Source organism: Butyrivibrio sp. XB500-5 (assembly GCF_003625505.1).
In the GTDB taxonomy this organism is placed as follows: Bacteria; Bacillota; Clostridia; order Lachnospirales; family Lachnospiraceae; genus Butyrivibrio.
The window spans coordinates 173702-185981 of the sequence record NZ_RAIS01000004.1 but is presented as its reverse complement, the minus strand read 5'-3'; the positions used below and the strand labels follow the sequence as shown (position 1 = coordinate 185981).

The window sequence follows — 12280 nt, the reverse complement described above, 5'->3', positions numbered from 1 at the left end:
TAAGCGGAGGTACTATCTATGGCAGCATTTGACAGAGTAATGTCCGGCATACCCGAGATGGATGAAGCGCTTGATAATATCAGGCTTGGAGATAACGTTGTTTTCAGAGTTTCGGAACTGTCCGAGTTCAAGCTATTCGTTGACCCGTATATTGAGCAGGCTAAAAAAGATAAGAGGAACATTATCTATTTTCGTTTTGCGACCCACGAGCCTCTTGTGGAGGACTGCCCTGAAGTTAAGACTGTGCAGGTTCCGCTGTCTCACCGATTTGAGACCTTCACCGTTGAGATCCATAATGTTATAGAAAAAGAGGGTAAGGATGCCTTCTATGTTTTCGATTGCCTGTCGGAGCTTCAGATCGCGTGGGCAACAGACCTTATGATGGGCAATTTTTTCAGAGTTACCTGTCCGTTTCTTTTTATTCTTGATACAGTCGCTTTTTTCCCTATAATCAGGGGAAAGCATTCTTTCCATTCAATAAATAAGATCCTTAACACAACACAGCTGTTTCTTGATGTGTATTCCGATTCAAAAAATGTATATGTACGTCCCGAGAAAGTCTGGAACCGTGATTCGGAGACCATGTTCCTTCCGCATATTTACAGGAAGGAGGACGGCTATTTCAGACCGATCTTAGACGGAGTTCAAAGCAGCCGCTTTTACCAACTACTGGACAATTTCCAACGCCCCGGTGAAGATCAATATGTTGATTTCTGGGATAAGTTTTTTAATACGGCGAAGTTCCAATATGACAGCCACATGGATATGGAAGAGCCCTGCGATATCATGTGCAAGGTCATGATGACCAGAGATGACAAGATGAGAACCATGGTAAAAAAGCACTTTAGACCCGAGGACTATTTCAACGTCCGAAGCCATATGATAGGCACAGGTCTTATCGGCGGAAAAGCCTGCGGTATGCTTCTTGCCAGAGCTATCATCAGAAATACCGAGCCTGAGATAAACGAGATATTGGAGCCCCACGATTCATTTTTTCTTGGATCCGATATCTACTATACGTACATAGTGGACAACGATTTCTGGGATATCAGAGTTCGTCAGAGGACTGAAGAAGAGTATTTTTCCCTTGCGGAAGAGTTTGCGGATAAATTAAGGTCCGGCGTATTTGCTGAGGATTTTAAGACGCAGCTAAAGCACATCCTTGAATACTACGGACAGGATCCTTTTATTGTCCGCTCGAGCAGTATCCTGGAAGACGGCTTTGGCAATGCCTTTGCGGGAAAGTATGAGTCGGTATTTTGCGCCAACAGAGGAACTCTTGAAGAGAGACTTGAAGAGTTTGAGAACGCCATAAGAACGGTCTATGCAAGTACCATGAGTCTTTCCGCACTTGATTATCGTAAGAGAAGAGGCCTGGATAAAAGAGATGAGCAGATGGCGCTACTTGTTCAAAGGGTTTCAGGCTCGTATTACGGACAGTACTATATGCCCTGCGCTGCAGGTGTAGGCTATTCGTACAGCCCGTATAAATTCCTGTCGGGAATAGATCCTAAGGCAGGAATGCTCAGGCTTGTTATGGGACTTGGAACATCGGCTGTAGACAGGACGATGGGCTCATATCCACGTCTTGTAAGTCTTGATATGCCTGAGGCAACGTCGTGCGTTACGATCGCGGAAAAGCATCAGTTCTCACAAAGAGCTGTGGAAGTAATGGATGTAACAGAGCATGAGCTAAAGCGCCTTGAACTTAGAAACCTTGAGAAGAAGCTTCCGATGTATCTTGTAAATACTTTGCTTGAACACGACTACGAGGTTGAGGATTCATTAAAAGAGCGTGGAATAATCCGCGATGTAAGATTTATTTCCTGTAGGGGACTTGTCAAAAAAGAAGAGATAATGAAAAGGATGCAGCGGATGATGCATTGCATTCATGAGGAGTATCAGCATCCCGTTGATATAGAATTTACGATCAATTTATCGGAAACCGGAGAGTATTCGATAAATCTTTTGCAGTGCAGACCGCTGCAGGTGTCCAAGGATACAGGCAGCGTAACGATTCCTGAGAATGTACCTGCCGAGAATATTTTGATGGAAACATTGGATTCTTCGATGGGCCTTTCAAGAAGTGTTCCTGTAGATCTTATCGTATACGTTGATCCCAAGGCTTATTACAATATGCCTTACGCGGATAAGCCCGGTATCGCTAGTATTATCGGAAAGGTCAATTGGACCTACAGAGATAAGGGCAGACATATGATGCTCATAGTCCCCGGACGTATCGGAACATCATCTCCCGAGCTTGGGGTTCCAACTACCTTTGCGGATATAAGTGAGTTTGAAGCCGTATGCGAGGTTGAGGAAAAGGAAGCAGGATACAATCCCGAGCTGTCATACGGAAGCCATATCTTCCAGGATCTTGTGGAAGCGGACATTCTTTATACTGCGGTTTTCGCTAATGAAAAAACTAAGATTTTTGCCCCTGAGATACTTGAAAAGTTCAGGAATATCACGGGCGATTTTTGCGATGATTCAGGTAATGCAGATGCAGCAAGCATAGTAAGAGTTTTTGATCTTAGCGCTTCTGGTTGTACACTTTATTATGATCTTGAGGCCAATCACCTGATGGTAAGTTTGTAAATAACAGAGAAAAATTGAGTTTTTGAGCGGTTTATCTGTACTATAATAGTGACATTACAGCTTATAAGAAAGAGGAAAGAACATGAAAAACAGATTTTTTATTCTTACTACGATGCTTGCGCTGATATTGTCTGGGTGCAAAGGGGATGCACCTGTTTCGGAATCGGCGGAAGCAAATTCTAAGCTTACAGCGAATGAGGCGGAGAGTGCGGATAGCGCCGGTAGTGCAAGTATCATTGATAGTGAAAAAGCGGTGGACGAAGATGCACCTGTCTTTGTCGAGTCCTGTGATGAATATGAGAAGACCAACCCCGACGATTCTTCGGGGAGACCATATTTTATAAGGTCAACGGAAAAAGTAGCACTGGATGATGCGAGCAAAGAGAAATATCCTGAATTGGCGAAAGCTTGGGAGGAATATACGAATGCCAATTATAAAGAGGAGGATTCATTAAGCGAAGAGTATTTCGAAACTTCGCTGCAGGCAGATGAGGATTCTTATGAAACACTGGGGCTGCCTTTTGATCTTACGACAGGATATAACATAGAAAGGTGTGACTCACACTATGTCAGCGCTGTTTATTATTCCTATGGTTTTGGAGGAGGAGCGCATCCCTGGGACGACTGGGAGTCAAAGACATTTGATGTAAGGACGGGAGAAGAGATTTTAATCTCGAGATTTATTCCGGATAAAGAAGCTCTTTTTAAATACCTTAAGGATTATTTCAGCAAAGACACTGAAGATAGTTTATATGATGGGTGGGAAGATACTCTTTCTGAAATTGTCGAAAACTCATATAAAGATACAGATGTGATAAAGAATTCCGGAGAATACATGCCTGTACTTAATTGGGTATTAGGTACGGACGGAATAGAAATCTTTTTTGACAACTATGCCCTTGCTCCTCGCGTGGAAGGAGATATAGATATGGTGGTACCTTATGATACCGCTATTGTTGATAAAGATGCAGTTTTCCCGTGAGGGCGTATTATAACCTGATGACAGGGTAATAACCAAAGTTTATACTCCGCTATAAGTATTCCTTAATTTTCACGAGTGAACCCTTATGCTATGATTCAATCATCAAATAAAAAACACGAACCACTAAAATAAAAATGATGATAAAGGAGAAACGAATTATGGCAGACATCAAAGAAAGCGCATTGGATCTTATCGGAGGAACACCTCTTCTTAAACTCAACGGATACAGCAAGAAGGTTGGAAATACAAATGCAACAATCCTTGCAAAGCTTGAGTATTTAAACCCCGCAGGATCGGTTAAGGACAGAGTAGCACTCAGCATGATAGAGGATGCTGAAAAGAGCGGAAAGCTTAAACCCGGAGCAACAATCATCGAGCCCACAAGTGGAAACACAGGAATCGGACTTGCAGCAGTTGCAGCAGCAAAGGGATACAAAGCAATCCTTACACTTCCCGATACGATGAGTGTTGAGAGAAGAAATCTTCTTAAGGCATACGGCGCAGAGATAGTTCTTACAGAAGGCGCTAAGGGAATGAAGGGAGCAATCGCTAAGGCAGAAGAGCTTGAGAAAGAAATTGAAGGATCTTTGATCCTCGGACAGTTTGTTAACCCTGCAAACCCTGCAATCCACAAAGCAACAACAGGCCCCGAGATCTGGGAGCAGGCAGGCGGACAGGTTGATATCTTCATCGCAGGTATCGGTACCGGCGGAACAATCACAGGTGTAGGTGAATACCTCAAGGAGCAGAATCCTAACGTTAAGGTTGTCGCAGTTGAGCCCGCAACAAGCCCTGTTCTTTCAAAGGGTGAAGCAGGACCTCACAAGATCCAGGGTATCGGTGCAGGATTCGTTCCCGATACACTTAATACAAAGATTTACGATGAAGTAATTGCTATAGAAAACGACGATGCATTCAAAGAGGGTAAGAACTTCGCAGTATCAGAAGGTATCCTCGTAGGTATCTCATCAGGTGCGGCTCTTAAGGCAGCTACAATCGTTGCAGCAAGACCCGAGAATGCAGGAAAGAATATCGTTGTACTTCTTCCCGATTCAGGTGACAGATATCTTTCAACACCTTTATTTGCGAACTAAACGCTTGAAGAATTGCCAAAACGGTCATTTCCGTAAAGCAATTCGCATATCATTCTCATATACATGAAAAATAATGAGATCGCTTATCATCATATATGATGAGCGATCTCAATTATTAAAAGGAGCATTCTACGTGGGTAAATACGATTTTGGTAAAGTTATCGACAGGCGCGGAACGAGCAGCCTTAAATATGACTTTGGAATAGAGAGAAGAAGGCGTGACGATCTGCTTCCTTTGTGGGTTGCGGATATGGATTTTAAACTTCCCGATGAGATTCTTGACGACATTAAGACAAGAGTAGATCACGGAATCTTTGGCTACACAGATCCCAAGGATGATTACGCCAAAGCTGTCGCAACTTGGTTTAAGAAAAGACACGGATTTGATATCGAATATGATTGGAACATTGTCGTACCCGGCGTTGTATATGCAATAGCCGTTGCTGTAAGAGCTTTTACGGAGCCCGGCGAAAGCGTTATTATCCAGGAGCCTGTCTACTATCCGTTCAGAGAGACAATAGAACTTAACAAAAGAAAAGTCGTAAACAATCAGCTTGTATATAAGAACGGACATTACGAGATCGACTTCGAAGATTTTGAAAAAAAGATAGTTGAAGAAAACGTAAAGCTCTTTTTGTTATGCAGTCCTCACAATCCGGCAGGAAGAGTTTGGACAAAAGAGGAGCTTTTAAGACTAGGTGACATCTGCTTAAAACACAACGTTCTTATTTTTGCGGATGAGATTCATTTTGATTTTGTTTTTAAAGGATATAAGCATACACCGTTTATTACTTTGGGAGAGAAGTACAAAGACAATTTGATCCTCGGAACATCCCCGAGTAAGACTTTCAATATAGCGGGGCTTCAAATTGCAAATATTATCATTCCAAACACTTCATTAAGAAATAAATTTGATCGTGAAAACGGAGCGGGCGGCTACAGTCAGTGCAATGTGCTTGGACTTGTAGCAACCAAAGCCTGCTATGAAAAAGGAGAGCAGTGGGTCGACGAACTTCTTGATTATCTTGAAGGAAATCTTGATTACATCAGAAATTTCATAAAAGAAAAACTGCCTAAGGTTAAGCTTATAGAACCTGAAGGAACATATCTTATATGGCTCGATTTTTCCGAGGTTACTACCGACTACAGAGATTTAAGGAATCTTATTGAAAATGAGGCAAAGCTCTGGCTCGACGGAGGAATAATCTTTGGCAGAGAGACGGCTCTTTTTGAAAGAATAAATATAGCTAGTCCAAAAAGCATTATAGAAAAAGCAATGGAGCAGCTGTATGAAGCATATGAAAAGAGATATGGCGAAACCTGACAAAATGGCATAACAGGTTACAGGAAAGATATCGGGAGGAGTAAAAGTGAGTACGGAAAATGGCTGTAGACTACAGGAAAAATATAGCGCTGACACTAAGTGTCAGCTTAATGATGAGAAGTTAAAAGATATTTGGGGAGCGGTAAGTTACCCTATTTATCAGACGGCGACATTCGCGCACAAGGGGCTTGGAGAGAGTACGGGATTTGATTATACAAGGCAGCAGAATCCCACGAGGCAGCAGCTTGAGTCTGTTGTAGCTCTTTTGGAAAACGGAAAAGATGCGATCGCATTTTCAAGCGGAATGGCTGCAGTTGCGGCTGTGATGGAGCTCTTTTCCCCGGGAGATCATTTTATTATCGATTCGGATCTCTATGGCGGAAGCGTAAGACTCTTTAATGAGATAAGCAGAAAGAACGGTCTGTCATATACCGCTGCGAATCTGAGCATTGAGGATGTATTTCCTCTTATTAAAGAAAATACAAAGGCAGTTTATATAGAAACTCCGACCAATCCTATGATGAACGTTACGGACATTGAAGAGCTTGCCAAAAAAGTTCATGAAAAAGGATTGATCCTGATAGTTGATAATACTTTCTTATCACCCTATTATCAGAATCCGCTCGATCTTGGAGCCGATATAGTTATTCATTCGGGAACAAAGTTCCTTGGAGGTCATCATGATACGATAGGAGGTTTTGTGATCGTTAATGATGAAGATCTCAATGAGAGACTTCGCTTTATCTATAAAACAACGGGTGCAGGACTAAGTCCTTTTGACAGCTGGCTTATTTTAAGAGGTATACGGACGCTTTCCGTAAGACTTAACAAGGCGCAGGAAAATGCATTTGCGATCGCGGAATACCTTAAGAAAAATAAGCATGTCACCAAGGTAATCTACCCCGGATTAAAAGAGCATCCCGGCTATGAGATCATGAAAAAGCAGGCAAGAGGCTTTGGCGCGATGCTCACCTTTGAGGTTGATTCCGCTGAGTTTGCAAAAGAGATTTTGGCAAATGTTGAACTCATTTATTTTGCAGAGAGCCTTGGAGGAACTGAGACACTTATCACCTATCCCATAACTCAGACGCATGCGGATGTCCCTGCGGACGTTCTTGAAAAGAATGGAATAAACGACCGTATTCTCAGACTTTCTGTGGGAATCGAGGGCATAGAAGATCTGATTAACGAGTTCGAAAGAGTGTTTAAAAAAGCGGAGGGATAAGTTTTATTTATACCCTGCTATAAATTATAAGTGTTTTACAATGGCAGCGAACTAAAGCATAATGCATATAACGTCATTATTAAAACCTACTTACCGAGTAGGGAGATGGGTTATAAAACAGGCGAGGAGATAAAGTTTATGGCAAAGGCAGAAATACCAAAGACTACAGAAGTCGATGAGGCTCTTTTGGAAAGCATAGTTGAGAGCATCAAAAGTATACAGTATGGCACGATAACAATAACAGTACACGATGGCAAAGTAACTCAGCTCGAGACAAGCCGTAAACAGAGATTCTGAGAGGAGATTTGATTATGGCAAGAACATATGAAGAGCTTGAGAAAAACCATCCTTGCTTTGGCGGATGTAAGTTCAATGCGGGAAGAATTCATCTTCCTGTAAGTCCCGGATGTAACATAGCTTGCAGATTTTGCGACAGGACAATAAATGATGTCGAGCAAAGACCGGGCGTAACTTCTAAAGTGATATCCCCTGACGAAGCAAATACATTTATAGACAGAGCACTTGGATTTGTGCCGAACATAAAGGTGGCAGGAATTGCAGGCCCCGGCGATACATTGGCGACGGATTACGCTTTTGAGACTTTTAAAAAGATAGGAAAAAGCCATCCCGAACTTCTAAAGTGCATGAGCACAAACGGACTTCTTCTGTATGAAAAAGCAGACGAACTGATTGAGGTCGGAATCGATACTCTGACGGTTACCGTTAACGCAGTCGATCCCAAGATTGAAGCCAAGCTCAATGAATATATCATTTGGCACGACGAGAAGATATACGGAGAGGAAGGCGCAAAGATTCTTATCGAGAATCAGCTCAAAGGAATCAAGAAGGTTGCAGATGCGGGAGTAACGCTCAAGATCAACACCGTTCTTGTACCGGGAATAAATGATGAGCATATAGCTACCATCGCAAAGACGGTCAAAGAAGCCGGAGCGCTGATGTATAACATTATTCCGCTGATACCTCAGCATCAGCTTAAAGATATACCAAAGCCGACATGTGAGCAGATAGAAAAAGCAAGAGAGGATGCGGAGCAGTACATCAAAGTGTTCAGACACTGCGCACACTGCCGAGCAGATGCGGTCGGAGTTCCGGGAATGAGCGAGTACAGCAAGCTCGTATACCAGAGCAGAGTTAACGTAAGGAATACATTTTCACATGGATAAAGCAGTTTACAGAGTCGCGCTCGCATCTACTGACAACCGATATGTAGATCAGCATTTCGGAAGAGCCGAAAGCTTTTTGATAGTTGATGTTGATGAGAACGGCGACTATGAGGAAATTGAACAGCGTTTTGTGATTCCGGTATGTGAAGGCGGGCATCACAACGCTGAGAAATTAAAAAGAGGAGTAGACGGCGTTGCGGATTGCAATTTCGTTCTGGTAGCCAAGATCGGTGGCGGAGCGATGAGCGAACTCGAAGACAGAGGAATCGCAGCATTTGAAATGCCGGGACCCGTAGATGCGGCGATAAAAAAGCTGGACGGTTACCTCAGATTACTTAAGGAAATGAACAGCATAAGCGGACAGTAAAAAAGCTGACCGGTCAACCGGAGGTTTTGTGAATGTAAGAAAATAGCTTACTTTTGCAATGCCTTTTTTTATACATAAAAAATAAGAAAGAGGAGAAAAGAAAAAATGGCAGAACTAAGGCAGATAGCAATTTACGGAAAAGGAGGAATCGGAAAGTCAACAACAACACAGAATCTTACAGCCGGACTCGTTGAGCACGGTAAGAAGGTAATGGTAGTTGGTTGTGATCCCAAGGCGGATTCAACAAGACTTCTTCTTGGAGGACTTGCTCAGAAGACGGTTCTTGACACTATCAGAGAAGAGGGTGAAGACATTTCACTCGACAGAATCATGAAGGAAGGATTCGGAGGAACCAAGTGCGTAGAGTCAGGCGGACCCGAACCCGGTGTAGGATGTGCAGGTAGAGGTATCATCACTTCAATCAACATGCTTGAGAACCTTGGCGCATATACAGACGATCTTGATTATGTATTCTATGACGTACTTGGAGACGTTGTGTGCGGTGGTTTCGCAATGCCCATCCGTGAAGGTAAGGCAAAAGAAATTTATATCGTAGCCAGTGGTGAGATGATGGCGCTCTACGCAGCCAACAATATTTCAAAAGGTATTCAGAGATACGCAAGAACAGGTGGCGTAAGACTTGGTGGTATCATCTGCAACTCAAGAAATGTAGACAGAGAGCTTGATCTTTTAAGAGCATTTTCAAAAGAACTCGGAACAAAGCTTCTTTACTTCGTTCCAAGAGACAATGTGGTTCAGCACGCTGAGATCAATAAGAAAACTGTTATCGAGTATAAGCCGGATTCAAACCAGGCTCAGGAATACAGAAATCTTGCGCAGGCAGTTATCGAGAATACTGATTTTGTAATTCCTACACCCATGACTCAGGAAAGACTTGAAGAGATCCTTATGGAGTATGGAATGATGGAACTTTCAGACGATTACAAGATTTGATCGCAGGCATTTTATAAAGACTTAAGGAGGACTAGAGTATGTCAAACGTACACAAATCAATAACAGAGCTTGTGGGAAGAACACCGCTTCTTGAGCTTTCGGGATTTGAAAAGTACCATGATCTTAAAGCTACCGTGATCGGTAAGCTTGAGTATTTCAATCCAAATCAGAGCGTAAAGGACAGAATTGCACTTGCCATGATAGAGGATGCGGAGAAGAGTGGAAAGCTTAAGCCCGGAGACACTGTTGTTGAGACAACAAGCGGAAATACAGGTATCGGACTTGCAGCTATCGCCGCAGCAAAAGGATATCCTTTCAGAGTTTATATTCAGGATCAGGTTAGTAAAGAAAGATTCCAGGTAATTCAGGCATTTGGCGGAAAGACAATCAAGCTTGGTGAAGAGCCTGTTATTGCTAAGGTTCTTGAGAAAACAGGCGGCGATTTCGTTGCTGCCATCAAGGCACTTAAGGAAGACGTTCTTGATAAGGAAGATCATGTAGTGTTTCTCGATCAGTGTTCCAATCCTGCAAACCCTGCGGTTCATAAGAGAACAACAGGTCCCGAGATATGGGAAGATACTGACGGACAGGTCGATATCCTTGTTGCCTGCGTAGGAACAGGCGGAACAATCTCCGGAACGGGAGCATACCTTAAGGAAAAGAATCCTAATATCAAAGTAGTTGGCGTACAGCCCGGACCCAATTCACTTCCCGATAAAGATAAGAACCAGCCCGAAGAGGAAATAACGGGAGTACATCCTTTTGAAGGAGTTCCGGATAACCTTGTTCCTTCAACACTTGATAGAAAAATATACGACGAGTACATCGAGGTTGAGGCGCTTGAAGCATTTGAGGCTGCAAGAGAAGTTGCGGCAAATGACGGTATTCTTATAGGAACATCATCGGGAGCTGCTCTTTACGCAGCAAAGAAACTTGCACAGAGACCTGAGAATGCAGGAAAGAAGATTGTTGCTATCTTCCCCGATACAGGACTTAGATATCTTTCAACCAATCTTTTTGCTAAGGCACAGGATTAAATAGGATTTTGACATAGTTTATATAGGAGAAAAGAAATAATGGCAACGAATTTAAATAACTCCAATGTGGCTACAAGAGAGGCCAGGATTGGCTCTATAACAGGTTACATCGGATCGCTCAAGGATCTTGCAAGTCAGAGCGAATGCGGAACACTTAAAGGATGTTCAAGATGTTTTTCACAGTCGAGCTCTTGTCTTTCGAGCTGTGCCCTCGGTCAGCTTTCTGCGATAAGAGACATCGCCATCATTCATCACGGACCTGCAGGCTGTTCGGTTGCGGCAGCAGGTACATATTACCTTGATAAGGTTATGGCCAAAAAGCGTGGTGTTACCAATGATACTGTCTATGTTGGAACAGATATGAATGAGAATGACACTATCTTTGGTTCAACCAATACTCTTAGAAATATCATTCTGGAAGTAAACAAAAGATACAGCCCCAAGGCTATTTTCGTATCAAGCTCCTGTGCAACGGGAATCATTGGAGAGGATATCGACAGTATTGTGGATGAGCTCAAAGATGAGATTCAGGTTCCTATAGTTGCGGTTCACTGTGAGGGATTCAAGTCAAGAATCTGGGCAACAGGATTTGATATTGCAGACCATGCGGTTCTACAGTCTATTGTTAAACCGCCAAGAGAGGGAGTAAAGAGCAACAAGATTAACTTCAAGAATTTCTATGAGAGTGCAAGACCCGAGATCATAGAGATGTTCAAGGAATTTGATCTTGAGCCGACATTCCTTTATTGTAACTCTACTATTGAGGAGCTTTCTCACATATCTGAAGCAGTAGCTACCACATGTATCTGCGGAACACTTGGTAACTATCTTGGAAACGTACTTGAAGAAAAGTACGGCGTTCCTTATGTAAGAAGCATCAACCAGTGCGGTATCGTAGGTTTTGAGGCTTGGCTTCGCGAGATAGGTAAGGTTACAGGCAGAAGTGAAAAGATAGAAAAGTACATTCAGGAGCAGAGAGCAATCTATCTTCCCAAGATTGAGGAAGTTAAGAAAGAGCTTAAGGGACTTAGAGCAGTACTCGGTATGGGACCCGGATATACATTCGAGGTATCCCGTGTTCTTAACGAACTTGGCATTGAGGTTGTATGGGCTCTTGCATGGCACTATGACAAGAAGTATGAGAACGGAGATGTACCTCCTTCAATGAAATATCTTCTTGATAACAATATTGATTTCGAGGCCAGTGTTGCGGATCAGCAGAACTTTGAGGTTATGAACATTCTGAACAAGTATCAGCCGGATCTGTATCTATCAAGACATCCCGGTTCAACTGTTTGGGCAATCAAGAACGGAACACCTTCTGTATATGTTGCGGATGAGTATATGATCTTCGGATACAAGCACACACTTGAGTTTGCATATTCAATCCTTGACAGTATCAGAAACAGAAGCTTTGAGCAGAATCTCGCAAAGAGAACAAAGCTTCCTTATACAGATTGGTGGTACAAACAGAATGTAGGAGAGTTCCTCGTTCAGGACAAAGCATGATTCACG

General features: G+C 42.8%; 11 protein-coding genes. All 11 read left to right on the top strand.

All coding sequences use genetic code 11. The annotated features are described in order from the left end of the window. Positions 1-18 precede the first annotated feature (18 nt). The 11 genes from D6856_RS08880 (at position 19) to D6856_RS08830 (ending at position 12274) form a co-directional block, all read left to right on the top strand. Positions 19-2598, top strand: coding sequence for a PEP/pyruvate-binding domain-containing protein (locus D6856_RS08880; protein WP_120686590.1), 2580 nt, complete (start codon positions 19-21; stop codon positions 2596-2598). A gap of 82 nt (positions 2599-2680) precedes the next feature. Beyond that, the gene (locus D6856_RS08875; protein WP_120686589.1) at positions 2681-3580 is read left to right on the top strand and encodes a DUF3298 and DUF4163 domain-containing protein; all 900 of its coding nucleotides are present in this window, start codon (positions 2681-2683) and stop codon (positions 3578-3580) included. A gap of 158 nt (positions 3581-3738) precedes the next feature. Further along, positions 3739-4674: a cysteine synthase A gene (gene cysK, locus D6856_RS08870; RefSeq protein WP_092244307.1), complete on the top strand. Its 936-nt coding sequence runs from the start codon at positions 3739-3741 to the stop codon at positions 4672-4674. A gap of 133 nt (positions 4675-4807) precedes the next feature. After that, positions 4808-5998 carry a MalY/PatB family protein gene (locus D6856_RS08865; RefSeq protein WP_243114061.1) on the top strand — a complete coding sequence of 397 codons (1191 nt, stop codon included), beginning with the start codon at positions 4808-4810 and terminating at the stop codon, positions 5996-5998. A 46-nt stretch (positions 5999-6044) separates the two neighbouring features. After that, the gene (locus D6856_RS08860) at positions 6045-7223 is read left to right on the top strand and encodes a trans-sulfuration enzyme family protein (RefSeq protein WP_120686587.1); all 1179 of its coding nucleotides are present in this window, start codon (positions 6045-6047) and stop codon (positions 7221-7223) included. 138 nt (positions 7224-7361) lie between these two features. After that, complete coding sequence (locus D6856_RS08855; protein ID WP_120656153.1) at positions 7362-7520, top strand: YezD family protein; 159 nt, start codon at positions 7362-7364, stop codon at positions 7518-7520. Between the two features lie 14 nt (positions 7521-7534). After that, positions 7535-8407, top strand: coding sequence for a radical SAM protein (locus D6856_RS08850; RefSeq protein ID WP_120686586.1), 873 nt, complete (start codon positions 7535-7537; stop codon positions 8405-8407). Then, the gene (locus D6856_RS08845; RefSeq protein WP_120686585.1) at positions 8400-8774 is read left to right on the top strand and encodes a NifB/NifX family molybdenum-iron cluster-binding protein; all 375 of its coding nucleotides are present in this window, start codon (positions 8400-8402) and stop codon (positions 8772-8774) included. Before D6856_RS08850 ends, D6856_RS08845 begins: the two co-directional genes overlap by 8 nt. Positions 8775-8879: 105 nt before the next feature. Next, positions 8880-9728 (top strand): nitrogenase iron protein, encoded by an 849-nt coding sequence (gene nifH, locus D6856_RS08840; protein WP_022779587.1) that lies wholly within the window; start codon positions 8880-8882, stop codon positions 9726-9728. A 38-nt stretch (positions 9729-9766) separates the two neighbouring features. Continuing rightward, positions 9767-10765 carry a PLP-dependent cysteine synthase family protein gene (locus D6856_RS08835; RefSeq protein WP_120686584.1) on the top strand — a complete coding sequence of 333 codons (999 nt, stop codon included), beginning with the start codon at positions 9767-9769 and terminating at the stop codon, positions 10763-10765. Positions 10766-10804: 39 nt separating this feature from the next. After that, on the top strand, positions 10805-12274 hold the full coding sequence (locus D6856_RS08830) for a nitrogenase component 1 (protein ID WP_120686583.1): 1470 nt from the start codon (positions 10805-10807) through the stop codon (positions 12272-12274). The last annotated feature ends 6 nt before the right edge of the window (positions 12275-12280 follow it).

Coding starts and splice junctions, on each gene's coding strand:
- D6856_RS08830 (WP_120686583.1), top strand. CDS start 10,805: ATGGCAACGAATTTAAATAACTCCAATGTGGCTACAAGAGAGGCCAGG.
- D6856_RS08875 (WP_120686589.1), top strand. CDS start 2,681: ATGAAAAACAGATTTTTTATTCTTACTACGATGCTTGCGCTGATATTG.
- D6856_RS08835 (WP_120686584.1), top strand. CDS start 9,767: ATGTCAAACGTACACAAATCAATAACAGAGCTTGTGGGAAGAACACCG.
- D6856_RS08845 (WP_120686585.1), top strand. CDS start 8,400: ATGGATAAAGCAGTTTACAGAGTCGCGCTCGCATCTACTGACAACCGA.
- D6856_RS08850 (WP_120686586.1), top strand. CDS start 7,535: ATGGCAAGAACATATGAAGAGCTTGAGAAAAACCATCCTTGCTTTGGC.
- cysK (WP_092244307.1), top strand. CDS start 3,739: ATGGCAGACATCAAAGAAAGCGCATTGGATCTTATCGGAGGAACACCT.
- D6856_RS08880 (WP_120686590.1), top strand. CDS start 19: ATGGCAGCATTTGACAGAGTAATGTCCGGCATACCCGAGATGGATGAA.
- nifH (WP_022779587.1), top strand. CDS start 8,880: ATGGCAGAACTAAGGCAGATAGCAATTTACGGAAAAGGAGGAATCGGA.
- D6856_RS08855 (WP_120656153.1), top strand. CDS start 7,362: ATGGCAAAGGCAGAAATACCAAAGACTACAGAAGTCGATGAGGCTCTT.